Origin of the sequence: Massilia sp. PAMC28688 (assembly GCF_019443445.1) — a bacterium.
In the GTDB taxonomy this organism is placed as follows: domain Bacteria; phylum Pseudomonadota; class Gammaproteobacteria; order Burkholderiales; family Burkholderiaceae_D; genus Telluria_A.
On the sequence record NZ_CP080378.1, the window covers coordinates 4,477,757 to 4,502,206 of the forward strand.

Annotated in this window: 16 protein-coding genes; 6 read left to right on the forward strand and 10 right to left on the reverse strand. The window is 64.7% G+C overall.

What is annotated here, in order from left to right; translation table 11 throughout:
* Positions 1 to 8: 8 nt before the first annotated feature.
* Positions 9 to 1,715, forward strand: coding sequence for an FAD-binding oxidoreductase (locus KY495_RS19985; RefSeq protein WP_219881072.1), 1,707 nt, complete (start codon positions 9 to 11; stop codon positions 1,713 to 1,715).
* 11 nt (positions 1,716 to 1,726) lie between these two features.
* On the opposite strand, the gene prsT is transcribed toward KY495_RS19985, so the two are convergent.
* The gene (prsT, locus tag KY495_RS19990) at positions 1,727 to 4,501 is read right to left on the reverse strand and encodes an XrtA/PEP-CTERM system TPR-repeat protein PrsT (protein WP_219881073.1); all 2,775 of its coding nucleotides are present in this window, start codon (positions 4,499 to 4,501) and stop codon (positions 1,727 to 1,729) included.
* Between the two features lie 252 nt (positions 4,502 to 4,753).
* Here prsT and KY495_RS19995 point away from each other — a divergent pair, with 252 nt between their 5' ends.
* Positions 4,754 to 5,809, forward strand: a complete 1,056-nt coding sequence (locus KY495_RS19995; protein WP_219884346.1) for an SDR family oxidoreductase — start codon at positions 4,754 to 4,756, stop codon at positions 5,807 to 5,809.
* A gap of 596 nt (positions 5,810 to 6,405) precedes the next feature.
* On the opposite strand, the gene KY495_RS20000 is transcribed toward KY495_RS19995, so the two are convergent.
* The 4 genes from KY495_RS20000 to KY495_RS20015 all read right to left on the reverse strand — a co-directional run bounded on the left by KY495_RS20000 (position 6,406) and on the right by KY495_RS20015 (position 13,365).
* On the reverse strand, positions 6,406 to 7,791 hold the full coding sequence (locus tag KY495_RS20000; RefSeq protein WP_219881074.1) for a SpoVR family protein: 1,386 nt from the start codon (positions 7,789 to 7,791) through the stop codon (positions 6,406 to 6,408).
* Positions 7,788 to 8,957, reverse strand: a complete 1,170-nt coding sequence (locus KY495_RS20005) for a DUF444 family protein (protein WP_229518385.1) — start codon at positions 8,955 to 8,957, stop codon at positions 7,788 to 7,790. Before KY495_RS20005 ends, KY495_RS20000 begins: the two co-directional genes overlap by 4 nt.
* Positions 8,958 to 9,025: 68 nt before the next feature.
* On the reverse strand, positions 9,026 to 11,014 hold the full coding sequence (locus tag KY495_RS20010) for a serine protein kinase (RefSeq protein ID WP_229518386.1): 1,989 nt from the start codon (positions 11,012 to 11,014) through the stop codon (positions 9,026 to 9,028).
* Positions 11,015 to 11,235: 221 nt separating this feature from the next.
* Entirely contained in the window at positions 11,236 to 13,365 is a 2,130-nt protein-coding gene (locus tag KY495_RS20015; RefSeq protein WP_219881076.1) for a TonB-dependent siderophore receptor, read from the reverse strand.
* A 163-nt stretch (positions 13,366 to 13,528) separates the two neighbouring features.
* On the opposite strand from KY495_RS20015, the gene KY495_RS20020 reads away from it, so the two are divergent.
* Positions 13,529 to 14,026 (forward strand): pyridoxamine 5'-phosphate oxidase family protein, encoded by a 498-nt coding sequence (locus KY495_RS20020; protein WP_219881077.1) that lies wholly within the window; start codon positions 13,529 to 13,531, stop codon positions 14,024 to 14,026.
* A 68-nt stretch (positions 14,027 to 14,094) separates the two neighbouring features.
* A complete protein-coding gene (locus KY495_RS20025; RefSeq protein WP_219881078.1) occupies positions 14,095 to 15,291 on the forward strand; it encodes a DUF445 domain-containing protein in 1,197 nt (398 codons plus the stop codon).
* 26 nt (positions 15,292 to 15,317) lie between these two features.
* Here KY495_RS20025 and KY495_RS20030 read toward each other — a convergent pair whose 3' ends face one another.
* The 3 genes from KY495_RS20030 to KY495_RS20040 all read right to left on the reverse strand — a co-directional run bounded on the left by KY495_RS20030 (position 15,318) and on the right by KY495_RS20040 (position 19,733).
* Positions 15,318 to 17,666: a TonB-dependent receptor gene (locus KY495_RS20030; RefSeq protein WP_219881079.1), complete on the reverse strand. Its 2,349-nt coding sequence runs from the start codon at positions 17,664 to 17,666 to the stop codon at positions 15,318 to 15,320.
* A gap of 104 nt (positions 17,667 to 17,770) precedes the next feature.
* Positions 17,771 to 18,151 (reverse strand): DUF2946 domain-containing protein, encoded by a 381-nt coding sequence (locus tag KY495_RS20035; RefSeq protein WP_229518648.1) that lies wholly within the window; start codon positions 18,149 to 18,151, stop codon positions 17,771 to 17,773.
* Positions 18,152 to 18,251: 100 nt separating this feature from the next.
* Positions 18,252 to 19,733 carry a hypothetical protein gene (locus KY495_RS20040; RefSeq protein WP_219881080.1) on the reverse strand — a complete coding sequence of 494 codons (1,482 nt, stop codon included), beginning with the start codon at positions 19,731 to 19,733 and terminating at the stop codon, positions 18,252 to 18,254.
* A 175-nt stretch (positions 19,734 to 19,908) separates the two neighbouring features.
* Between KY495_RS20040 and KY495_RS20045 the strand changes: the two genes are divergently transcribed.
* Both KY495_RS20045 and KY495_RS20050 read left to right on the forward strand, forming a co-directional pair.
* Positions 19,909 to 20,937 carry a 2-hydroxyacid dehydrogenase gene (locus KY495_RS20045; RefSeq protein ID WP_219881081.1) on the forward strand — a complete coding sequence of 343 codons (1,029 nt, stop codon included), beginning with the start codon at positions 19,909 to 19,911 and terminating at the stop codon, positions 20,935 to 20,937.
* A gap of 63 nt (positions 20,938 to 21,000) precedes the next feature.
* Positions 21,001 to 21,453, forward strand: a complete 453-nt coding sequence (locus KY495_RS20050) for a YkvA family protein (protein ID WP_219881082.1) — start codon at positions 21,001 to 21,003, stop codon at positions 21,451 to 21,453.
* Positions 21,454 to 21,488: 35 nt separating this feature from the next.
* On the opposite strand, the gene KY495_RS20055 is transcribed toward KY495_RS20050, so the two are convergent.
* Together KY495_RS20055 and KY495_RS20060 are read right to left on the reverse strand one after the other, a co-directional pair.
* On the reverse strand, positions 21,489 to 23,024 hold the full coding sequence (locus KY495_RS20055) for a SulP family inorganic anion transporter (protein WP_219881083.1): 1,536 nt from the start codon (positions 23,022 to 23,024) through the stop codon (positions 21,489 to 21,491).
* 167 nt (positions 23,025 to 23,191) lie between these two features.
* Positions 23,192 to 24,445, reverse strand: coding sequence for a putative Na+/H+ antiporter (locus KY495_RS20060; protein WP_219881084.1), 1,254 nt, complete (start codon positions 24,443 to 24,445; stop codon positions 23,192 to 23,194).
* Positions 24,446 to 24,450 lie beyond the last annotated feature (5 nt).

A 24,450-nucleotide genomic window follows, 5' to 3' on the forward strand; every position in this document is an offset into this window, starting at 1 on the left:
GAGCGGCCATGCTCGATATCGTCGATGATGAATTGGAACAGTGCGCCGCACGCCGCTTGGCACTCCTGGCCGCCGTGCGCGCTGCGGTGGGCGCCGACCACGTGCAGACCGACGGCATGACGCTGGAACGCTATGGACGCAGTACGGCCGCGCGCAGCATGCGCCCGCTGGCCGTGGCACGGCCCGCCTCGCACGAGGAAGTGGTGGCACTGGTGACGGTGGCGGCCGCCCATGGCTGCCCCGTGTACCCGGTCAGTAGCGGCAAGAACTGGGGCTATGGCGATGCCTGCGCCGTGGGACCGGGGCAGCTGCTGATCGACCTGTCGCGCATGAACCGGATCGTGCATGTCGATGCCGAGCTGGCCTATGCCGTGATCGAACCGGGGGTGACACAGCAGCAGCTGTCGGCGCATCTGCGCGAGCGCGGGCTGGCCCTGTGGATGGACTGTACCGGGGCCGGCCCCGACACCAGCCTGATGGGCAATATCCTGGAGCGCGGCTTCGGCCATTCGCCCTATGGCAACCGGCTGCAGCACGTGTCGGGCATGCGGGTGGTGCTGGCCAACGGCGAGACGCTCCATACGGGCTTCGGGCACTACCAGGGCGCCCGCGCCACCCACCTGTTCCCGTATGGCGTGGGGCCGTTCCTGGATGGCTTGTTCACCCAGTCGAACCTGGGCATCGTGACCGAACTTGGCATGTGGCTGATGCCGGCGGCCGCCTGCGTCCAGCATTTCCTGTGCAGCGTGGAGGCGCCCGATGGCATCGGCGCCGTGGTCGATGCGCTGCGGCCGCTGCGCATGGATGGCACCCTGCGCAGCATCGTGCATATCGGTAACGACTTGCGGGTGATTTCAGGCGGCAGAGTGTTCCCGCGCGCGCTGGCCGGCGGCATGTCGCGCCTGCCCGAGGCCTTGCGCACGCAAATGCGCGAGGCCGCCGGCGCCGGCGCCTGGACCGTGTCCGGCGCCCTGTATGGCAGTGCTGCCCAGGTGGCGGCGGCGCGCGCGGCCGTGCGCCAGGCCCTGCGTCCCACGCGCGCGCGGGTACGCTTCCTGGACGAGCGCAAGCTGGCCCTGGCGGCGCTGGCCGGCCGCTTGCTGGGTGACTGCGGCCCGGGCCGCCGGCTGCGCGCCCAGGTGGCGCTGGGGGAAGCGCTGCTGGGGATGAACTGCGGGGTGCCCAATGGCCGCTTTCTGGCGGGGGCCTACTGGCGCCGCCGGGGCGCTCTGCCGCCCTCATTTCCTGACGGCGCCGATCCGGCGCGCGACCAGTGCGGCATGCTGTGGATCTCGCCCATCCTGCCCATGCGCGGCGCCGACGTGCTGGCCTTGCATGCACTGGCCGAGCCCCTGTTTCGCGAGCATGGCTTTGACCTGTTCGTCACCTTCAGCATGATCAACGAGCGCGCCCTGGGGGCGGTGCTGACCATCACCTTCGACAAGCAGGACGACGAGGAAACCCGGCGCGCCCAGGCCTGCTACCGCGCCGTGTTTGACGCCGTCATGGCCGCCGGCTACCTGCCTTACCGGGTGGGCAACCAGTCGATGGCGGCCCTCGATCCGCAGCAAGACAGTTACTGGAAGACGGTGGCGCGGATCCGCGGCGCCCTCGATCCGGCCGGCATCATCGCACCGGGGCGCTATGAACCGGCCGTGGCGCAGAACCTTTCGCTGCAGCTGCAGTCCAACGCTTTCGTGACAGGAACACGGTGACGAAACGGCGACTACAAGGTAACAAGCAGCTGTTGTGCCTCGGCACGCCGGTCGAACGGAGGCGGTGAGGCAAGCGCTTTCTCCAGGGCGCGGCGGGCGCCCTCGCGGTCGCCGCTCTGGATCAGCAGCGTGCCAAGGTGAAAATGCACTTCGCCAACGTGGGGGGCCAGGGTACAGGCTTTGAGCAGCAGGGGCAGGGCGCGCGCAAGTTCGCCTTGCTCCATCAGGATGCAGCCCAGCGTATCCATCACGGCCGGGTTGTCCGGGGCCAGGGCATGGGCGCGCTGGGCCAGGTGCAGGGCTTGCGGGTCGCCCAGGCGCTGGCAAGTCCAGGCCAGGTCGTTCAGTGCCGTCAGGTTGTCGGGGGCGTGGCGCAGCACGGCTGACAGTTCGGCCGCCGCTGCGCTCAGGTCGTGCCGGGCCAGGTGGCAGCAGGCCAGGTGCTGGCGCGCGTCCACGTCGCCGGGGTGGGACCCCAGCCAGGCCGCCATCACGGCATTGGCCTGTTCGTCCTTGCCCTGGTGGGACAGACTGCCATGGAGCTGCACCAGCAACTGGCTCGTGGGCGCGAGGGCGAAGGCTTGCTGGTACGCCAGGCAGGCCAGGTCATGCCGGGACTGGGCACTGTGGACATCGCCTTCGAGCTGGTGGGGCGCGGCGGCCTCAGGCTGGCGGCGCTGGGCGGACACGGCCGCGGCAAGGGCTTCATGATAGCGGCCATGGCGAATGAACAGGGCCACCAGATCGGCGCGGGCGGCAAACAGGTCTGGCTCAATGGCCAGGGCCGACTTCAGGGCGTGCAGGGCAGCGGCATCCTGGCCTTGGGCGATGTGGGCGGCGGCCAGGTGCCAGTGCGGCAGGCCGCTTGCCGGCGTCATTGCGGCCAGCCTGGTAAAGGCGGCGCAGGCAGCCCGGTAATCGCGCCGGGCCAGGCTGATCCTGCCCAGCAGGCAGGCGACGTCGCTGTTTGCGGGATGGCTGGCATCGAGCGCCTGGGCGAGCCGGTACGCTTCATCGTGCTGGCCAAGCTGGAGGTACAGGGCGCAGGCGCGCAGCGACAGCGGCAGCGCGTCCGGGCTGTGGGCGCAGGCACGCTCCATCCACGAGATGGCCTCTGCCGGATGCTGACGCGACAGGGCAAGCGAGGCCAGCGCTTCCATGGCGGCGCTGTTGCCCGGCGAGGCGGCCAGGGCAGCGAGGTAGCGGTTGCGCGTGTTTTCAAGCGGCCTGTGCTCGATCAAGTCGAGCTGTTGCAGTTTCTCCAGGGCAGGCAGAAATGCCGGATCGTGGCGCAGCGCCCTGGCAAAGCCCTGGCGGGCGCCGCGCAGGTCGTCCTGTTGCAGGGCGATGTCGCCCTTGAGCTGCTGTATCAGGGGGTTGTCGTCCTCCCGTTCCAGCGCGCACGCAAGCGCGAACGCTTCGGCATGCTGGCCGCCGCGCAGGCGCGACATGGCGTGCAGCAACGCGTGAGCCAGCGGTGCGGATGGCAGCGCCATGCTGCGTTCGAGCATGGCGACCTGGCGCAGGTAGTCACCGGTGCCCAGGCGGCTGTGCGCCAGGCCCTGCCACGGGCGGGTCAAGTCCTGGTCCATGTCGGCAGCCTGCGCAAACAAGGTGGCGGCCATGCTGAACTGGCGCGCGCGCAGATTGGCGGTCGCAGCCTGTATGAGCAGCCGGCAGTCACTACCATCCTTGGCCAGCAGAGGCGAGAGCAGCGCCAGTGCCGCCTGAGGATGCTGGGTCTCCAGGTGCAGCGCCACCATGAGCTGGCTGGCATGTACATGGCCCGGGTGGATGCGCAGGAAGCGCTGCAGCAATTGCTCAGCATGGCGATGGGCGCCCGCGGCCAGCGCCAAGGCCCCGGCCAGCAGCAGCGCGGGCGTGTGGGCCGGTGCGGCGCGCAGGATGCGGCCGGCCAGTTCGGCGGCCTGAGCGTCGTTGCCCTGCCGGTGTTGCAGCACGGCCTCGGCAAAGAGCACGGCCGGGACCGAACCGGCAACCTTGCGCGCCTGGCCAATGGCATGCTGGGCCCGGGAATACTGCGCGGCGTCCGTGCTCAGCTGGGCTACATCCAGCAGCGCCTGGGCATTACAGGGATGGCGTTCCAGGATGGCGCCATGGATTGCCAGGGCCTGCGTGAGCTGGCCGTCCGCATGCAGCATGTCGGCCTGCAAGCGCAGGCAGTCGAGGTCGGCGGGGCTCGCGGCCAGCGCGCGTTTCAGGCAGCTGCGCGCCTGCGCCCAGTGCTGGCGGTACAGCGCCATGCGTGCAAGGGCCAGCAGGGCTTGCGGTGCCTCGGTATGCAGGTGAAGCGAAGCGTGGGCCATGGCATCTGCCTGGGCCAGGTTGAGCAGGGCAAACAAGGCCTGGCTGTGCAAGCCCATGGCGGCGGCGCGCTGCGCCGGGCCGCCCACGGTGGCGATGGCGGCCAGCACCTGCTCGTGCTTGCCCTGCAGCAGCAGCACCCGTCCCAGCTGGGCCGAGCCAAGTGCATCCCCATGCAGCATGGCGCGCCGGAATGCATCGGCGGCCTCGTCCAGGTCGCCCTGGTCGACATACAGCTCGCCCAGCAGGAGATGGGCGGCGCCAAATCCGTCATGGGTGTCGATGAGTTGCCTGGCATGGGCGATGGCGGCCCGCAGGTCACCCTTGTCCCAGAATTCGCGCGCTTCAGCCAGCATCTGGTCGGGATCGCCGCTGCCGCAACCGCATACCTCTACCCCCATCGACAGGGCCAGGGCGGCGGCGACCGAGCGCGACCAGAGCGGCTGCTTGTGTGGGGTCATGGCGTTCTCCTGCAAGGCTTGATCCATCTCATTGACAGCTTAGGCATTGGCGCCGGCCGGCCTTTGATCTTGAACAATGATTGCTGACTCGCACTTGCGTCCGCAATCCGTGTACGGTTGCTCGATATCAAATGCCAGCGCATGCCGGTCCGTAAAATTTCATCAAGCCGTAGCTTGCGGCAACCTGGAGGTAGCGATGACGCAAAATTGTCCAGCCAGAGCGTGCCGGCGGTGCATGGCGAAGGGGCGCTGATGGCCGTAAATTCGCTGCCGGATGCTTACCGGCACCTGCTTGACGAGATCGGGGAGCGGCCTCGGCGCTGGCTCATTACCGGGGTGGCCGGCTTCGTCGGCTCCAATCTGCTGGAGACCTTGCTGCGCCACGGCCAGCATGTCACCGGACTCGATAACTTCATGACCGGATACCGGCACAACCTGGACGACGTGCAAGCCCGGCTGCCGGCGCAGGCATGGGATCGGTTTCGTTTTGTGGAAGGCGACATCCGCTGCCTGGCCACCTGCAAGCAGGTATGCGAAGGGGTGGAACTGGTCCTGCACCAGGCGGCGCTGGGGTCGGTCGGGCGTTCCATCGAAGACCCCATCCTGACCAGCGATATCAATATGATCGGTTTCTTGAACGTGCTGGTGGCCGCGCGCGACGCCGGGGTCAGCCGGCTCGTGTACGCCGCTTCCAGCGCCACTTACGGCGACCATCCGGACTTGCCCAAGGTGGAAGAACATATCGGCAAACCCTTGTCACCCTACGCCCTGACCAAGCATGTCAACGAGGTCTATGCCGAGATGTTCGCCCGCTGCTACCAGACGCAGGCTATAGGACTGCGCTACTTCAATGTGTTCGGTCCGCGCCAGGATCCCGACGGGCCTTACGCCGCAGTGATCCCCCAATGGTTCAGTGCGATGATCAACAACGAGCCGCTGCGTATCCATGGCGACGGCGACAGCAGCCGCGATTTCTGCTTTATCGACAATGTGGTGCAGGCCAACCTGCTCGCCAGCCTGACGAGCGGCGCCGCCGCCGTCAATCAGGTCTACAACGTGGCGGTCAATGCGCGCACGAGCTTGAACGAACTGTATACGCTCATGCATGAGATGCTGGCCGAACGGTTTCCCCATCTCCGGCAGTACAGGCCGCAATACTCGGAATTTCGCGTCGGCGACGTTCGCCATTCCCAGGCGGACATCTCCAAGGCTGCGCGGCTGCTTGGCTACACGCCCACACACAGGCTGGAAGAGGGTTTGCGCGCTTCGCTGGACTGGTATGTGTCCCGTCTGACGGCGCCATCCTAGGCGCAATCTCAGGTGCGATATTGGCGCTGGCTCGGCGCTGGCTCGGCGCGTCTCGGCGCGTCTCGGCGCAGGCGCGGCACAGGCGCGGCACAGGTGCGGCACAGGCGCGGCTCAGGTAAGGTTCGGCAAGGATCAGGAAAGGTTCGGCAAGGATCAGGAAAGGTTCGGCTAGGATCAGGAAAGGTTCGGCAAGGATCAGGCAAGGTTCAGGCAGGGCGCAGGCATAGAGCCGGCATGGAGCCGACATGGCGCGGGCGGCCCAGGCACGGTGCAGCCACGTGCAGGTACGGTGCAGGTGCGGTGCAGGTGCGGTGCAGGCGCGGGCCAGGCATGGCGCAAATACCGGCCGCGCAGCGTCGGGCGCTGCCAGTATGCAGGGGCGGCGCTGCCTCAGGCGTGTGCGAGCCTGCGCCCCCGCTGTCGTCACGCACGGCTGCAAGCCGCGTGCACCGGCCCCGCTGACCTGCCTACATCACGAATGCCGATCTGCTGGTCACCGAGCTTGGCGTGAGGTTGCCGGTGGTGGCAACTTGGTTCTTGATCCGGAACGCCAAGCCGGACTGACTCATCGGTCCTGGCGATTCACACCTGCTGTTTCACACTGGCGGCTTGCGCGACGGCAGCACACGTACGACGCCCCGAAAGTCCACCGTATGCAGGGACACCGGACGGCGCCACACCCGGGCGACATATTCCATGACCTGTTCGGCCTGTTCCAATGCCAGGCCGCGTCCGTCGTGCAGATAGTCGTGCTGGAGTTCGAGCGAGCCGTCCACGCCGAGCCGGGTAACACTGATGGCCGGCGCCCCATAATTGAAGCGGGGTGCCAGGATTGCTTCACGAATGGCGTGGATATCACGGTTGACGATTCTGGTTTCGCCGTCCCTGCGCGCCTCGTACACGAACAGGTCGAGCTTGTCGGCCAGTTCCTGGTCCAGGTAATTGCGTATAAAGCCAAAGTCATCTTCTTCCCTGCACACCTGGCGCGCCCGCGCCATGCCGAATTTGTCGATGATGTGCTCCCACATGGAAAACCCGAGGTGATAGGGATTGACCGACAGCGACAAGGCCTGGCCGCTGCCAAAAGGCCGCACCACGTCCGAGTGCGATTTGATGGCGTCGAGGTAGAGATCATGCGGCAGGAAGGTGGCTTCGCGCAGCAGGCGGGCATGCCAGTAGGATGCCCAGCCTTCATTCATGATCTGGCACGAGAACACCGGATGGAAGTAGAACGCTTCTTCGCGCACTGCAAGGAAGATGTCGCGCTCCCAATCCTCCAGCTCGGGCGCGTACTGGGCAATAAACCACAGCAGGTCCAGCTCGGGCCGGGGGGGAAGGGCGGCGCGCTGGGGCAGGGCAGCGCCTGCTGGCGGCGCGGCTTCCCCCGGCAGGCGCGCGAAACGGTCCTGGAACGGATCGCTGGCCGGCGCGGCACTTGGTGCGGTCGGGGTGGCATACCGCGGGCGGTCCAGGGGCAAGTTGGGGTCGATATGCGTTTCCAGTGCCAGTGCCGCGTCCAGGACTGCCTCCACCCGCGCCTGGCCGTGGGCTTGCAGGGCGTGTTCCAAACGCAGGGCGCGCGCTGCGCTTTGTTCCAGGATGTGGCCGCCCGCCATGGCGATAAAGCGTGTGAACAGCTGATTGTTCTTGGCAAAGTCCGCATGGCCAAGGACATGGGCCGTGACCAGCGTATTTTCTGCCAGCGAATTGTGCTCCTGCATGAAGGCGTGGCAGGGATCGCCCGGGAACATGACCTCGAAAATGTGCGAATGGCCCATGTGCTGGCGCACCAGCTGGTGAATGTAGCGCACACCGAAGGACCAGTGGCGCATGCGCACCGGCAGGCCGTACACGGCAATCTCCACCATGAAGCTGGCAGGGACCAGGTCGAAGCTGACCGGATAAAAATCCATGCCCAGTCGCAGCGCCAGCTCTTCGAACTGCGCCGTGTAGGCGGCCAGCCTGGCCTGGACTTCGCTCATGGCCGCCCCTCGGCCGTGTTGGCGTCGTGTTCCTTGCTGAAGAACTGGCGCAGGGCGCGCCAGACGTCGTCGGGCGAGGACAGCAGGCTGCTGCTGACGGGCAGGCCGCGCCGTTCCATGTCGTTGCACAGCCTGCGCATTTCCGTTTCCAGTGCCCGCGGCGAGCCTGGCAGCGTTTCGATGTAGCCAATATGGTTGAGTACTCCGGCCAGTTCGCCAAGCAACTGGGTGGCAGCGGCGCGGTCTTCGGTGAAATTTTCGCCATCGGAAGCGTAAAACATGTAGATATTGTCGCGGGCCGGATCGAGTTCCCGGTGCACGAGCTCGCGTACCAGGCGAAAGGCGCTGGAGGCAATGGTGCCACCCATGCCCGACACCTGGAAAAATTCTTGTTCGCTGAACTCCCACGCGTGCGTGGTATGCGCAATGAAGCGCGTGGCCACCTGGCGGTACTGACGCCGAATGCCATGCAGGGCAAAGAAAAAGAAGGACTTGGCCAGCTTGCGTTCCTGCTCGGTCATGCTGGCCGATACGTCGATGACGAACAGCACGGTCGCGCCCGTGCTCGGTATTATCCGTGTCGCCAGCTGGCGAAAGCGCAGATCCTCATTGGTAAATGGTGCCGCACCCGGCTGCACGGCGCGGCGTTTGATGGCTTCCTTGATGGTGCGGCGCCGGTCAAGACGGGAGCGGGCCCCGCGCTTGTCCCAGCCGGTACGCACGAGTTGGGCTTCGTCAATGCGTGCGCCCGGGCGCGGCTGCAGGTCGGGCAGCTTGAACGTTTCCCAGGCCCAGTCAATGACTTCGTCAATGGAAAACTCCAGCAGCAGCCGTACTTCGCCGGTGTCGTGGCCGGCACTGTCCTCCGGCCCCTGGCCGGCGGTCGCCTCCGGCTGGCCCGCCTGGAGCAGGTCGCCCGGTGCGCCTTCCCCCTGTCCGGCGCCGCTCTGGGTGCGTCCTTCGGCCAGCTTGAAGCGGGCATGCTCGAGCATGCGCACGGGCACCTGCACGCGGCGCTCCTGGGAACCGGTGATGAGGTCGGGGCCGGCGATAAGGTCTGGCAAATGCCCCTGGACAGCCTCGCGCACCTTGTCGTGATGGCGCAGCCAGTCCTGCGCCCCGCGCGAGAACAGCTCATACCATCCGGTGCTGATTGTTGCCGCCACATCGCCCCCGCTGTTGTCTGCCCGCCTGCCGATGTACCCCACTGCCCGGCCCTGCAAGTTGCCGCCAGCTATTCCTGCGCCAGCAGCGTCGTCACGTAATTGAGCGCCTCGCGCGCACTGTGGCTGTCATAGCCGTATTCGTCCACCAGCCGTTTCTCGACGGCCGAGATCTTGGTGCGAATGTCGTCGTCCGGGCGCTTGGAAGAGCTGACCAGGCGCAGCACGTCGCGCCGCTGCTCGAACAGGTATTGCTGCACGGCGTCGTTGAGCTGCAGATGGCTGTCCAGGCCAAACTTGATACCCCGCTTGTAGGCCCCCATGGCCTTGCGCACCACCTCCTGGCGAAACGATTGCTTGCCCGATTCCGATATATGGATTTTTTCTTCCACTGCGCGCAAGAAGCGCTCGTCGGGCCGCCGTTCTTCGCTCGTGATGGGGTCCTTGATGAGCCGGTTGTCGAGCATGGCTTCGACTTCGTCCAGATATTTGTTGAGCAAGTCCTGCGCTTCCTGTTCAAACGACACGAACAGCGCCTTGTGCACGTCTTCCTTGACCCAGCGGTTGTAGAAGTCCTTGCGGGTAAGCACGAGATAGTCGACCCAGCGCCGCTTCTTCTTGGGATCGATCCTGGCGTCGCTGTCGATGCCATCCTTTAAGGCCAGCAGCACATCCATGGTGGACAGGCTCTGGCGATTGGACTGGATGATGGCATTGGACAGGGCATTGATGACAAACCGTGGCGACACGCCGGCCAGCCCTTCGTCCGGCGCCTTGTCCTTTTCCTTGATGCGGCGTACATCGGCCCGGTTGACGCCGTCGACCTCTTCGTCCGCATGGATGCGGATTTTCTTGACCAGCTCCACATCCTTGTCGTCGCCCTCATGAATGCGGCTGAGAATGGCAAACACGGCGGCTGCATGCAGGGCGTGCGGGTCGAGATGAACGTCCCGAAACGCCGGCGCCGCCGACGAGATGAGCTTGTTGTAGATGCGCGCTTCTTCCTTGTAGCTGAGGGTGTAAGGCACCTGGATGATGACCATGCGGTCGAGCAGGGCTTCGTTTTCGCTCTCCTGCAGAAAACGGCGGAATTCGGCCAGATTGGTATGCGCGAGAATGGTTTCATCAAGATAGATCAGGGGAAAGCGCGACACCTTGACGTTCCGTTCCTGGGTCAGCGTGAGCAGCAGGTAGAGAAATTCCCGTTTGACCTTGAGAATTTCGATCATTTCAAGCACGCCACGGCTGGCCGCGTACACCGCACCCGACCACGACCACGCGCGCGGATCGCCCTCGTCGCCGTACTGCGCGACCTTGGACAGGTCGACCGAACCGACCAGGTCGGCCAGGTCGGCGGTGGTCGGGTCGTGCGGCGCATAAGTGCCAATGCCGCAGCGCCCGGACTCGGAGATGAAAAAGCGCTCCACCGGCATTTGCATGAAGTCGCCCGCATACTGGTCTTCCAGACGGGCGCGGCAGTGCGGGCAGAGCTCACCCGTGATATCGATGCCATACGTATTGCGGCAGCTGGCGCGCATGGTGTGCGGCACCAGGTGCAGGGGCGACTCGCGCACGGGACAGCCGGCAATGCCGTACATGGCGCCCTGGTCCGTATAGCTGTATTCCTCCAGCGCACGCTTGAGCAGGATGACCATGGTTGACTTGCCGCCCGAAGGCGGGCCGAGCAGCAACAGCAGCCGGCGCCCCACCTCCGAGCCGGCCGCGGCGGCCTTGAAATAGTCGATGACGCGTTCCAGCGCGTCGTCAATGCCGAACAGCTCGTCTTCAAACAGCCGGCAGCGCAGGCGGCCATCGTCAGTCTGCATGCAGGTGGCGCGGATCATGTCCCACAGATACTGGTGCGAGGTGCGCGCCACCAGATGCGGGGCGCGCGGCAGCACTTGCTGCATGAATTGCGCAAACGTGCCCGACCAGTGCCCGGCACGGTGCTGCTGGGTGAATTCGGTCAGGCTGTGCAGGAACTGGGCACGCTGGTGCGCCTCGGGCACCGCACTGCCATTGTCATTGCCGCTGATCGTCACATCGCCGCTGATCGTCACATTGCCTCCGATTATCGTGCGGGAATGCGTGATCGGCACCACCCGCCGCATCAGTATCAGCGCGTGCCGCTAGCGGCCAATGATTGGCCTCAATGTGCGCCGTTGAACCTTTTCGCTGGAAGCTGCTCGGCGCGCCCAGGCGGCGCCGCAAAGCAAAACGGCGTCCCGCAGGACGCCGTCAGCTGGTGCACGCCGATCGTTGATGCCAGGCGCCTGGACGCTTAGAACTTGGCGTTGAGGGTCACTCGCAGCGCGCGCGGCGAGCCAGGGGTGATGTTGTTGTTGCTGTGGGCCGAAGCGTAGTAGCGCTTGTTGAGCAGGTTCTCGATATTGGCCTGCAGCTGGTACTGGTTGTTGAACTTGTAGAACAGCGCAGTGTCTACACGGGTGTAACCAGGCAGCACGACCGGCCCGGTAATGCCCGCGTTGACAGCGCCGCGGTAGCTCAGGCCCAGGCCGGCGCCCCAGTTGGCGTCCAGATCGTAGCGGTTCCACAGCGACGCCATGTGCTTGGGCACGTGGGGCAGGTCGGCGCCATTGAGTACCGCGCTGTTGCCAACCTTGCTCAGCTGGGCGCTCTGGTAGGCGTAGCCGCCGAACACGCTCCAGGCCGGGGTGATTTTGCCGGCCACGCCAAGTTCCACGCCCTTGCTGGTCTGGGCGTCGCCCTCGATCAGGGTGCTTTCAAGCGGGGGCGGGAATGCGCTCAGCACCACGTTGCTGCGATCGAGCTGGTAGATGGCGGCCGTCAGCGACAGGTCGGGACGCACATCCCACTTGGCGCCGATTTCCATGTTGGTGAACTGTTCCGGTTCAAAGCTGGCCACGTTGGCATTGAGCGAGGCGAGCTGTTCGCCGGCGCGCGGCACGAAGGTTTCACTGTAGCTGCCGTACAGCGACAGTGCCTCGAACGGCTTGTACACCAGGCCCAGGCGCGGCGACAGCGGCGTATCCTTCACTTCAAAGCGCTCGTTGGTGGCGCGGTTGGTGAAGTCCACCGTGAAACGGTCGGCACGCAGGCCGGCCACGATTTGCCACTGCTCTGTCAGTTCAATCTGGTCCTGGATATAGACCGACAGCACATCGGCCGTGCCTTCATTGGTCGTCGATGGCGTGAATGTGATGGCGCCGCGATACACCGGATCGGCCAGGCGCACGCGGTTGGCCGGGATGGTGCCCGGCACGACCGGGAACACGCCGTTCTGGCGCAGGTTCTCGGTCTCCTGGCGGCCCAGTTCGAGTCCGGTGACGATCTTGTGCTGGATGCTGCCCGTGTTGAAATTGAAAAACAGGTCAGTCTGGTTGAAGATGTTCTTGCGCTGGGTATCATTGCTGTAGGCGCCCAGGTCCACATAACCATCCGGACGGGCGGCGCTGGACGGATAGATGTTCTGGTAAAACTTGTCATAGTCCGCTACGCGGGTGCGGTTGCGCAGGGTAAAACCATTGCCGAAATCGTGATCGAGCACGGCGCTAAAGGCGTGCGCCCGCGCTTCGGTCGGGCTCAGCGCCTGGTTGCCGAAAAAGGTCGAGTCATCGGTGTTGTACGGACGATTGCCCTGCGAGGTGATGCCCCGGTCGGCCACGCGCTCGTCATGGAAGTATTCGTAGCCGAGCACGGCGTTCGTGTGCTGGCCAAGGCGCACTGCCAAGGTCGGGTTGATGCCTTCGCGCTTGACGAACACGCCATCGCGGTAGCTGTCCGAGCGTTCGGTCATGGCATTGACGCGGAAGGCGGCATGGCTGCTCACTGCCTGGCCCACATCCACGGTGGCGCGGCGCAGGTTGAATTCGCCCAGGGTGAAGGAGGCCTGGCGTACCGGGGTCCAGCCTGGCTGCTTGGTGACGCGGTTGATGACGCCCCCCGAGCCGCCGCGGCCAAAGATCATGGCATTGGCACCCTTGACGGCTTCCACGCTGTCGATATTGTAGAAGTCGCGGAAGTACTGGACATCGTCACGGATGCCGTCGATAAAGAAGTCGCTGGTCGAGCTGTTGCCGCGGAACACGGCGGTATCGCGGTTGCCTTCGCCCTGGGCAATTTGCACGCCCGGCACGTAGCGCACCACGTCGCTCAGGTTTTGCATGCTGACGTCGCGCATCAATTCCTTGGTGACGACGGTAATTGCCTGTGGCGTGTCGCGCAGCAGCGTGTCGGTCTTGGTTGCGGTCGAGCTGGTCTTGACATCATATTGGGCCTCGCTGGCGCCAATGACGGTCACTTCCTTGAGCGTTGCGGTGGTGCTCTGCGCCATGGCAGCGCTGCCGGCGGCGGCAAAGACAGTGGCGGCAAAGACATGTACGGCGGCGGCAATCGGGGTCAGGCGGGTGAAAGATGAATGGCTGGACATGGATGTTTGGCTAGAATGAAAATGAGAATGACTCGCATTATGATTTAAGCTGGCCACTTTTGCAATGCACAATTGCTTTTCCGTAAGTTCGCCTGCGCACAGAGAAAATGCGGACTTGGCTCTAGCATGAAAGCCTTCGCAAACGCTCACAAGAAGGAAATCCATGTCTGCCTACGACCATTCCAGTCAGGTTGCCGAACTCAAATCGAAGATCAAATCCATTCGTTTCGCCATGTTCACGACCATTGACGAGCACGGCCACCTCATCAGCCGGCCGATGACCAATCAGGAAACGGATGCACAAGGCAATCTGTGGTTTTACACCTCCACCGAAACTGACCTGTGGGAAAACATCGTCGCCCATCCCGAGGTCAACCTGAGTTTTTCCGAGCCCGCCGACCATGTCTATGTGTCCATCAGCGGGCGGGCCGAGCGCGTGGTGGAGCGCGACAAAATCAAGGCCATGTGGAATTCCGCGGTGCAGGCATGGTATCCGCATGGTCCCGACGACCCTCACGTTGTGCTCATCAAGGTCGTGTCCGATACGGCCGAATACTGGGACTCCAACGCCAGCAGCATGGTGCAGTTGTTCAAGATGGCCAAGGCTGTACTGACCGGCACCACGCCCGATGAAGGCGAGCACGCCAGGATCAATCTGTAAGGAGCAGGGCGCTGAAGCCACTCGCACCGTCGCGCCAGGAAGCCGAGCAGCTGGCCCGGCTCTCACGCATGCGCGCCATTGCCACCGGGCTGCTGGTGCTCATGGCCGTGGTGTTCGTGTGCGCGCGCCTGCTGCGCGAACGCTATCCCTTCATGGCGTTCGTGGGCGCCTTTGCCGAGGCGGCCATGGTGGGCGCTATTGCCGACTGGTTTGCCGTCACGGCCCTGTTCCGCCATCCGCTGGGGCTGCGTATTCCCCATACCGCCATTATTCCCAGCAATAAGGAACGCATTGGCGACAATCTGGGCAACTTCCTCGAACACAATTTCATGAGTTACGAGGTGATCCATGGCGAATTGGCCCGGGTCGACTTTGCCGGCTCGGCCGCGCGCTGGCTGGACCAGCCGGACAATGCACGCGCAGTGGCGGCCCAGATCACGAGCGCCATCCCGGCCCTGCTGCGCATGGTCGAGGACAAGGATGCGGCCGCCTTCCTGCGCGACGCTCTGGCAGGTTCGCTCAAGGATGTGCGCCTGGCCCCTTTGCTCTCGCGCCTGCTGTCAGTACTGGTGGCGGGACGCCAGCACCATGCGCTGCTTGAAAAACTGCTGGAACTGATTGCCGGCGCGCTGGAACAGCACCGGCCCTACATTCGCCAGAAGGTCCACGATCACAGTCCGCGCTGGCTGCCCAAGGCGATCGATGAAAAGTTTTACGAGCGCCTCATGGCGGGCGTCCACAGTACCCTGGACGACATCAAGGGCGATGACAGCGAATGGCGCGAACGCTTTCAGCTGGCCACGGAAGAACTGATCGCCAACCTGGCCACCTCGCCCGAGTACGAAGCGAAGCTGCGCGCGCTGCTCGACAGCAGCCTGGGCCATCCCCTGTTTCGCAATTATGTGGGCCAGGTGTGGGACGATGTGCGTGCGCGCCTGCTGGCCGACACCAGCGCGCCCGACTCCAAAATTGCCGCCCATGTCGAGCAGGCCCTGCAGTCGTTCAGCAGCGCGCTCGGCCGCAACGAGACGGTGCAGCTCAAGCTCAATGACTGGCTGCGCACCTTTGCCGCCGAAACCATCGTGGCCAAGCGCGAAGTGATCGTCGACCTGGTGCGGCGCGTGATCCGCAGCTGGGACGCCGAGACCCTTTCCCGCAAGTTCGAGCTGCACGTCGGCCGCGACCTGCAGTACATCCGCATCAATGGCACCATCGTGGGCGGCCTGGTGGGCCTGCTGCTGCATTCGGTCGGGCTGCTGTTCTAGCGCTGGCCGCAGCCCGCCCGGCTGTGCTACAGGTCGAACTTGAGTTCGGCCACCAGCGTGCGCCGCGGGTAGGGATGGAATGCCCAATAGCGCTCGTTGTTGAGGTTGTCCACGCCCAGGGCCGCGCTCCAGTTGGCATTGAACCGGTAACGCATGCGGGCATCGAGCACCAGAAAGGTGCTAAACCCCATGTAGGTATCGGCATGGGTGTCGCTGTTGTCCAGCTGGCCAAACTGCCTGCCGCTGTAGCGGGCGCCCAGCGTATAGCTGAGCCGTTCCTGCGGCTGGTAAGACGCTACCAGAGCGGCGCGCCAGCGTGGCACGCGCGGCTGCCACTTGCCCACGCTGGCGGGATTGGCACGGTTGGCCGTGATGAGCGAGTGGGTGAAGGTCATGTGCGCGGCCAGCTCCAGGCCTGCAATACCCAGGTCCTGTGACTGCCATGCCAGCTCGGCACCGCGGGTGCGGATGGCATCCACGTTCTGCACCGCCGATACGGCCGGCGCCTGGGGCAGCGGCTGGGAATACAGTGCGTCGGCGGTGGACTCGGCGAACACGGTGGCGCGCAGTGTGCCGTCGTGGGCAGCGCGTTCGGCACTCAGTTCGCCCGTCCATGAACGTTCCGGCCGCAACAGTGGATTGCTGTTGACGATCTGGTCGCCCACGATACCGCCCTGGAACAATTCGGCAACGGTCGGCATGCGCACGCTGCGCCCGGCGGAGGCCTTGAGCACCCACGCCGGGCTCAGCTGCCTGAACAGTGCCAGCTTGGGCGACCAGTGGCGCTCGCTCCTGTCCACGTCGAAGGGCAGCACCTGCTCTGCATTGCCAAGTTCGCCATCAAAGGCGCGCCAGCGCTCGTGGCGCAGGCCTGCCATGGCTTTCCATGCATCGCTGATGGTCCAGGTATCCTGCACATAAACGCTATGCAGCGCCGTGTCGCCATTGAAGGCGGAAAAGCGCGCGGCGGGCGCCCCGCGGATCCAGTCTGCACCGCTGCCAACCACAGTGCGCAGGCGATAGTCATCGGTTTGCATGCCAAACTCCACCACATGGCTCCCGGCCCCGCGCCGCTGTCCAGCCGGGCGCCAGATCGCGCGCAGGTGCGCATTGCGCCAGCCGGTCCCGTCCATGTCGGTGATGCGCCCGGCGCCGCCGCCCGTGGCCAGAGGTAGTGCGGCGGTAGGCACGCGCAGCCGATCCTTGCGGTAGTCAAAGGTGCTCAGCGCCAGTTCCCAGTCGAACACCCCGCGCGTGCTGGATTTGAACGACAGGCCTTGCATAAGCTGGTCTTGCGCCTGCACGCTGGGCACAAACGCCGGCGCAGGGCGGTCCAGGCTGAACTGGCGCCCCTCGATGACCGCATGGCCGGAAAAGACCGCGCTGCCCGCCGCATCGCGCAGGTAGCTCGCTGCGTCGCCCGTGGTGGCATTTTGCCACCAGCCCAGGGTGTAATGGGCATGCAGGGTTGGACTCAGCTCATAGGCCAGCTTGAGCTTCGCATGCTCCTGCACGGTATGGTAGCGGGTGGCGTTGCCGATTACCCACCACGGCTGGCCTTTGGCATTTGCGCCGGGCACGGCGCCGCTGACGGGTACGCCGGCGGAGGTGACGCTCTGGCCATCGGCGGCCAGGCGCGTGGCAAACACCTGCGGCTGGCTCACACTGTCGAGGCGGTTGAGCGCCAGCCACCAGGCAAAACGGCCATGCCGATTGCCGCCGGCCAGGCTGGCCTGGCGCCCAATGGCGCTGGCGGCAGTGTCGCCCGCCTGGTAGCGATGACGCGCATAGCCATATTTGGCGTGCAGGCGCAGCTGGCGCGGCATGCGTGTGACATAGTCGACCACGGCGCCGGCTGAATTGCCAGGGTAGGCAGCGGAAAAGGGGCCGTACAGGACATCGACCCGTTCAATTTCTTCAGGCGCCACCAGCGCCCAGCGCGGGGCGAATGCGGCGCCATTGCCGAGCAGGTTGGACAGCAAGATGCCATCTGCGTACACCAGCGAGCGCGCGCTGTTGCCGGTGCCGGAGGCGCGGGTGGACAGCACTGCATGGTTGAAGTCGCCGATGAAGCGCTTGCGCACCAGCAGGCTGGGCAGATACTTGAGTGCATCCTCGCTGTCGGTGGCGTTGATGGCCTGTTCGATGCGGCGGGCATCGATGCCTTCGATCGTGGCCGGCAAGTGGAGCGGCAGCGAACTGGGACGCCGGCCGTTGATGGTAACGGTGTTGGCCACAGCATTGGCAACAGCGTTGGCAACTGCGCTGGCATCAGCGCTGACATCGGCGACGGGTGGCGCTGCGCCCTGCGCAGCAGCGGATAGCGAGCAGGCGGCCGCCAGGGTCACCGGCAGCCGGGGGGATAGGTACTTCATGAAATTGTCCTGAATGACTATAACGAAACAGGCCAGCACCCCTAGTGGGCGTGGCAGGAATGCCGCCCGCATCCATCCACGCGGCGGCGAAATACGTTACGTGTTCAGAACGGAGGCGCGCGCGACTGCCTGCAAGCCCACACTGCAAGCGGGCTGGGAGATTGATAGAAGAGCGTGGGGCGCGTGATGCCGCCCGCCGCACCGCCAGTCAACCGGTACTGCTCGGCACCTGTCGCGTCCAGGCCATGGGTGCAGAAGACACACTCGTTGCCATGGGCACCCTTGACGGTGACGCCTCCTGATCCGCCGGCCGGATCATCGGCAATCTGCACCACCATGATCCCGGCGGCGCTGCAGATTTCGGCCCAGGTGCCGGACGGGGAAGCGGCCACGGCGCGGGCGGCCGATGGCGCGAGCGTGGCGAACAGCATCGCGATACAGGCGATCCATGCAGCCAGGCGTCTTGTCGATTGATACATTCCCATAGGCACGAATTGTATCAGCGTACAAGCCTGCGTGCTGCATCCATGCTGCCTGCAAGAGGCCAACCGGGCCGCTGGCTGGCGCGACCGTCCGGGCTTTGCGCTACTTCAGGTTGCTGTAAGGATCGCTACTCTTGCGCATGACGTACTCGCGGTAGGCAGTGCTGCGCAAGTAGCTTTCACCCTTGGCAAACACGCGCGACTGGACAATGGGCTCGGACTTGTCCAGATCCACGACAGCCTTCGCCGCCGGTGGCGCTTCAGCCTTCTCGGCGGGCGCATCCGGCGGCAGCAGCACCAGCCACTCCGACTTCTTGCTGCTGCCGGAAGTTTTCACAACCGGGGCAGGCGCCGGCTTGCTGACGCGCTCCGTCACCGCGGGCACCGCGGCAATGCGCGCCGCAGCAGGCGGGGCAGCCGGCGGGGCAGCCGGTTTGGTGGCCACTGCGGGCTTTGCCGGGGCCACTGCCAGGCGCGGCGGCGCCACCGGCCTGGCGGCGCTCGCCGCGGGCTTGGCCCTTGCCTTGGCCAGCACAGGCGACGATGCCTCTGGCAAAGGGCGCACCTTGGCAGCGTTGCTTGCGCCCGGTTTGTCCGCCGCGCGCCGCGCCGGCTCAATCCGCGCAATCACGCGCGGGGGCTGTGCAGCACCCGCCTTGGGTCCCATCGGCACCGGCCGGAGGCGCGCCGCCAGCTCGTGCCGCGGGACAGCCTTGACGCTGGCCAGCGCCTTGGGCGCGGCAGAAGGCGCAGTTCTGGCGTCGGCTGCAACCTTGAACGTGCCAGGTGACGCGATCCTGCGGCGCGCAGAAGCCTTGGCCGCCGCAGCCACGGCGACCCGGTTCTTTGACGCAAGCTTCAGGGCTGACGGCTTGGTCGTGACCTTTGCCGGCGCGGCAGCCTTGGGCGCTGCCGGCTTCGCCACGGCTAGTGCGGCAAGCTTGGGCGCGGGCACTTGCGGCGCCGCTTTAACCCGGGCAATGACCTTGGGTTCAGGCTGCGCCACCACACGAACCTGTTTTGGCGGTAATGGCTCCCCGGCGAGCGCGCGGGCAGGCGTTGCGGCCTTCAGCGGTGCCCGGGCAGGGCGCGCCACGGCCGGAAGATCGGCCACGGGCACGTCTTGCGCGATGATGCGCGCCGGCAGCGGTGCGGGGACGGGCCTGGCGAACACGCGCGGCGCGGCCACCACGGGGCGCTCGTCATACGCCGGTTCGGGCGCCACCTCATCGAAGCGCCTTCCACGGTGCCCATCGGCGGGATAGTCAGGTAGTTCGCCATGCCCGGCATAGCGCGGGGCGCGGCGGCGCGGCCGGTCGGCATCTCCATAGCGGGGCGCGTAGCGCTCATCATCGTCAGCCCGTGCCGCACGCGCGTGGGCGGCGCCATCGCCACGGCAGCGGCGCCGCTCGATCAGTTCGCCTTCACTGCTGATGCGCTGCGTGACCTGGCAGTGGCCATCCCAGTAAATCCGCGGCGCACGCTCGTAGCGGTCGCCGCCGTCGTCGGTCCACTGCTGGGCCTGGGCCGCCAGCGGGGAGGCAAGGATGGCTGCGCGCAACAACAGAAGTGTGAGACGGGGCATGGTGATCTCCTTCCAGGTGAGATATTGAATGTACCGCCAATTCGCGCCGCGCGACATCCCGGCGCTGTATCACACGTAACGAATGGTTTCAGAACAGGGGGCTTTGTGTTTACCTGAACGCTTGACAGCGGCCATGTGCGGCTATCATGGACACTGCGAATACCGGGAGGTCTCCATGAAGATGGCAGTTTTCAGCGCGCAAGCGTACGACAAACGTTTCCTTGAGGAAGCGAATCGACAGCAACCGCTGGCAGGCGGCGTGGCGCTTCAATTCCATGTGGAAGCGCTGTCCCTGCAATCGGTCATGCTGGCCAAGGATTGCGATGCAGTGTGTGTGTTTGTTAATGACCAGCTTGGGGCCGAGGTGCTCGGCCAGCTACGGGAATTGGGTGTGCGCGCCGTCCTGCTGCGCTGCGCCGGGTTCAACCAGCTTGATGTGGCGGCAGCGGCGCGCCTGGGCCTGTTCGTGGCCCGGGTGCCTGCCTATTCGCCCGAAGCGGTGGCCGAGCATGCACTGGCCCTGGTGCTGACATTGAACCGCCATACGCACCGTGCCTATGCCCGGGTGCGGGAAGGCAATTTTGCGCTCGATGGATTGTTGGGCAGCAACCTGCACGGCAAGACGGTCGGCATTGTCGGGCTGGGCAAGATCGGCATGGCGGCGGTCCGCATCTTCGCCGGTTTCGGCTGCACCATCTTAGGGACCGATCCCTCGGTGCCGGCCGAGTTCGCCGCTGTCGGCCAGGCAGTGCCCTTGCCGGAGCTGCTCGCCGCCTCCGACATCGTGTCGCTGCACTGCCCCCTGCTGGAGCAGACCTATCACATGATCGACCGCGCGGCGCTGGCCGCCATGAAGCCCGGGGCCATGCTGGTCAATACCTCGCGCGGCGCCCTGATCGACACCTGCGCCATCATCGACGCTCTCAAAGCGCGCCAGCTCGGCGCGCTGGCCATTGATGTCTACGAGCAGGAGAGCGAGCTGTTTTTTCACGACCACTCGGCCGATATCATCAACGACGATGTGTTCCAGCGCCTGCTGACCTTTCCCAACGTACTGGTCACCGGGCACCAGGGCTTTTTCACCATCGAAGCCATGCGCGAAATTGCCCGCACCACCATGGACAACCTGGCCTGCCATGCGGCAGGGCGCAGTTGCCCGAATGCGGTGCCCGGAACCGGCGCGCGCGGCAACACGATTGAATGACAAGACGACACGCTGGCAGCGATCGCGCTACTATCAGTCTTCGGACACGACTGGCGCTCGATCATGGTGAATCTTGATAAAAATGGCAGCAATGGCACGGACAGCCGGCCGCCGCGGTTCCTGCTTGGCAGCCGCTTCTATGGCAAATCGCGCACCCGCGCGGCAGATTACATCCGCAGCAGGGACAAACTCACGGGGCTGATCGACACTGCCAGCGTCAAGGCCCACGGCAAAAAGAGCGGCCTGCGCAATGTCTGGACCTCGACCCTGGCGTTTTTCCGGCTGATCCGCGCCTACGTCAATGGCAGCTACCGTCAGGTGTCGCCGCAAGCCTTGCTGACCATTGTCGCGGCCATTGTGTATTTCGTCAGCCCCATCGACCTGATCCCCGATTTCATCATTGGCCTGGGCCTGATCGATGACGCCACCATCCTGGCCTGGACCATCAAGGCATGCGCCTCTGACCTGGCCTCTTTCATCGACTGGGAACGCAGCCAGGGGACAAGCAAGCAGTAGATGGCATGTGCAACAGCGCCTGTTGGCCGCGCATGCTATCCGAGGCGGTCGTCGGCGATGTGATAATGGGGATCTTCGAATTCGTTCGATTCCATCATCGCTTTTGCCTTGCCGAGCAGTTCCAGGCAGTCTGGACTGAGGTGCCGCAAGTGCAGGATCTTGTTGGCCTGCTGGTAACGGGTGGCCAGGGCGTCGATGGCTTCGATGCCCGAATGGTCAACCACCTTGGCTTTCCCGAATTCCACCACGACATGCTGGGGGTCGTCGGCCGGCGTGAACAGGTCGGCAAAGTTGGCGGCCGAGGCAAAGAACAGGCTGCCTTCGAGCTCGTAAATTTTCCACCCCTTGTCGTCAGTGCGGGTGCGCACCGTCATCTGGCGCGCGTGCTGCCATGCAAACACCAGCGCGGCAAACACGACCCCGCACAGCACCGCCACTGCCAGGTCGGTCAGTACGGTAATGACGGTGACGCCAATGACGATGATGGCGTCCTGGCGTGGAATGCGGCGCAGGGCTTGTACGCTGCTCCAGGCGAAGGTTTTCTGGCTGACCACGAACATCAGGCCAATGAGCGCTGCCACGGGAATCATCTCGATCCAGCGCGACAGGAAAAGAATAAAACCCAGTAAAAACAGTGCCGCGACAATGCCCGACAGGCGCAGGCGCGCGCCGTTGTTAATGTTGATCATGCTCTGGCCGATCATGGCGCAGCCACCCATGGTGGCAAAGAAGCCGGCGACCACGTTGGCCGCGCCCTGCGCCAGCGATTCCCTGTTGGGCTGGCCCCGGGTGCCGGTGATTTCATCGACCAGATTGAGCGTGAGCAATGATTCGATCAGGCCAATGGCCGCCAGCACCAGCGAATAGGGCAAGATAATGTACAGGGTTTCCAGCGTGAAGGGCACAGCCGGCACGTGGAACACCGGCCAGCCGCCCGCGATGGAGCCCATGTCGCCCACGGTTTTGGTATCGATGCCGGTCAGCCAGACCAGCGCGGCCACGATCAGGATGGCCGCCAGGGCGGAGGGAATGGCGGTGGTGAGCCGGGGCAGCAGGTAGATGATGGCCATGGTCAGGGCAATCAAGGCGCCCATGACCGTCCATTGCTGGCCCGTCATCCATTGCCCGTCCGTCTTGAAGTGGCCAAATTGGGCAATGAAGATGACGATTGCCAGCCCGTTGACAAAGCCCAGCATGACGGGAAAGGGCACCATGCGGATGAACTTGCCCAGCCTGAGGGCGCCGAACAGGAGCTGGAGCAGGCCCATCAGGATAACGCTGGCGAACAGGTATTCGGGGCCATGCTGCACAACAAGGCTGACCATGACCACGGCCAGGGCGCCCGTGGCGCCGGAGATCATGCCTGGCCGGCCGCCAAACACGGCGGTGATCAGGCAGATAAAGAAGGCAGCGTACAGACCTGTCAGGGGACTGACGTGGGCGATCAGCGCAAAGGCAATCGCTTCCGGCACCAGGGCCAGGGCGACGGTAAGGCCACTGAAAAAATCTGTCTTGAGGGCGGCGGCGTTGACGGGGTGTTGCAAGGGCGATTCTCCGGTAGGGGCCGTCATGGCCGGCAGGGGCAGTATTGTCGTACAGAATGCCTGTTTTGTCAGCAATTGGACGCTCTTCAGTTGTCGGCGACGAAAAAAAAAGGTTTCGTCCGGTGAAGGACGAAACCCAAAAAAGCCCATGAAGGCTCTGCTGAAAACTTGAAACGTGAAAAAGGCGGCAGCCCTTACAGGAAAAACAGCGCGGCCATGGCCACGGCGGTCGGTGCCAGGGCACCGAGCAGCAAGCCGCCCAGGCCAATGGACTCGTCAGCGAAACCATCGCGCAGCAGGGCCACGCCGGCCGGATTGGGCGCGTTGGCGATCACGGTCAGGCCGCCGCCGGCCACGGCACCGGCCACCAGCATGTACTTGGCCTGGTCGCTCATCCCGGCAATCAGGGAACCGAGGTAGGTGAGGGCGGCATTGTCGGTAATGGCGGTCAGGGCGGTGGCGCCAAAGAACAGGGCGGTCGGCTCCAGGCCCGAGACGATGGGCTGCAGCCACCACTGCTGCATGCCGCCCAGTACCACCAGGCCGGCCAGGAAGAAACCCACCAGCAAGCCTTCCTTGAGGATCAGCGGATTCTGGTATTCCTCGTAGGCCTTGGTAAAGCCGAGGAAGAACATGAAAAGACCCATGAAAATGACGGGATGGTGCGCAAAGCCCACCACCGAAGCGAGAAAGGCCATGTGGATCAGGCTGACCCACCAGGGAATGGCCTTGGTGACGGGCGCCCCGGCAGTGTCGTTACGGATGTAGCGGTTCATGACTGCGCAGACGACGGTGGCATTGATGAGCACGGCGATTGCCGCTTTCCAGCCAAAGTTGGCGGCCATGAAGGCGCTGTCCCAGTTCCAGGTGGCGGCCACCATCAGGACCGGGGGAGCGGCAAAGGAAGTCAGGGTGCCGCCAATGGAGACATTGACGAACAGCACGCCGAGGGCGCCATACTTGAGCCACTCCGGCATCCCCTGGTCCTGGCGGAAGATCTGGGGGCCGAGCATGAGCGCGGCCAGCGTCATGGCTGCCGGCTCGGTAATGAAGGAGCCAATCAGGGGCACCAGGGCCAGGCACAGCCATACCCGCACCAGGGCGGTCCGCCCGGGAATCACGCGCGCCAGCATGGCGATGCAGCCGCGGATCGATTCCAGCACGGGCTTGGAGGCGGCAACGACCATGATCACAAACACGAACAGCGGTTCTGTATAGGTCCGGGTTTCGGCGTAGCGGATGGCCTCGGCGCCGCCGGACACCATTGCCATGGCCACGATGAGCACGAGGGCCCACAGGCCAAAGACGACTTCCACTTCGCCAAAGAAATGAAACAGGCCGGCGTGGGCAGGGTAGCGGTCAGCCAGCTTTTCAAACGTCTTGGTGGCGAAGGTATGAATCAGTGCAAGTCCGAACAGGATTGCGGCTATCAGGTTTATATCAGTCATGAGGT

Bases quoted from the DNA above. Each gene is read 5' to 3' on its own strand.
- KY495_RS20025 (WP_219881078.1), top strand. From the start codon at position 14,095: ATGCGCGCCATTGCCACCGGGCTGCTGGTGCTCATGGCCGTGGTGTTC.
- KY495_RS20020 (WP_219881077.1), top strand. From the start codon at position 13,529: ATGTCTGCCTACGACCATTCCAGTCAGGTTGCCGAACTCAAATCGAAG.
- KY495_RS20035 (WP_229518648.1), bottom strand. From the start codon at position 18,151: ATGGGAATGTATCAATCGACAAGACGCCTGGCTGCATGGATCGCCTGT.
- KY495_RS20000 (WP_219881074.1), bottom strand. From the start codon at position 7,791: ATGAGCGAAGTCCAGGCCAGGCTGGCCGCCTACACGGCGCAGTTCGAA.
- KY495_RS20015 (WP_219881076.1), bottom strand. From the start codon at position 13,365: ATGTCCAGCCATTCATCTTTCACCCGCCTGACCCCGATTGCCGCCGCC.
- KY495_RS20045 (WP_219881081.1), top strand. From the start codon at position 19,909: ATGAAGATGGCAGTTTTCAGCGCGCAAGCGTACGACAAACGTTTCCTT.
- KY495_RS20030 (WP_219881079.1), bottom strand. From the start codon at position 17,666: ATGAAGTACCTATCCCCCCGGCTGCCGGTGACCCTGGCGGCCGCCTGC.
- KY495_RS20060 (WP_219881084.1), bottom strand. From the start codon at position 24,445: ATGACTGATATAAACCTGATAGCCGCAATCCTGTTCGGACTTGCACTG.
- KY495_RS20055 (WP_219881083.1), bottom strand. From the start codon at position 23,024: ATGACGGCCCCTACCGGAGAATCGCCCTTGCAACACCCCGTCAACGCC.
- KY495_RS20040 (WP_219881080.1), bottom strand. From the start codon at position 19,733: ATGCCCCGTCTCACACTTCTGTTGTTGCGCGCAGCCATCCTTGCCTCC.
- prsT (WP_219881073.1), bottom strand. From the start codon at position 4,501: ATGACCCCACACAAGCAGCCGCTCTGGTCGCGCTCGGTCGCCGCCGCC.
- KY495_RS19995 (WP_219884346.1), top strand. From the start codon at position 4,754: ATGGCCGTAAATTCGCTGCCGGATGCTTACCGGCACCTGCTTGACGAG.
- KY495_RS19985 (WP_219881072.1), top strand. From the start codon at position 9: ATGCTCGATATCGTCGATGATGAATTGGAACAGTGCGCCGCACGCCGC.
- KY495_RS20050 (WP_219881082.1), top strand. From the start codon at position 21,001: ATGGTGAATCTTGATAAAAATGGCAGCAATGGCACGGACAGCCGGCCG.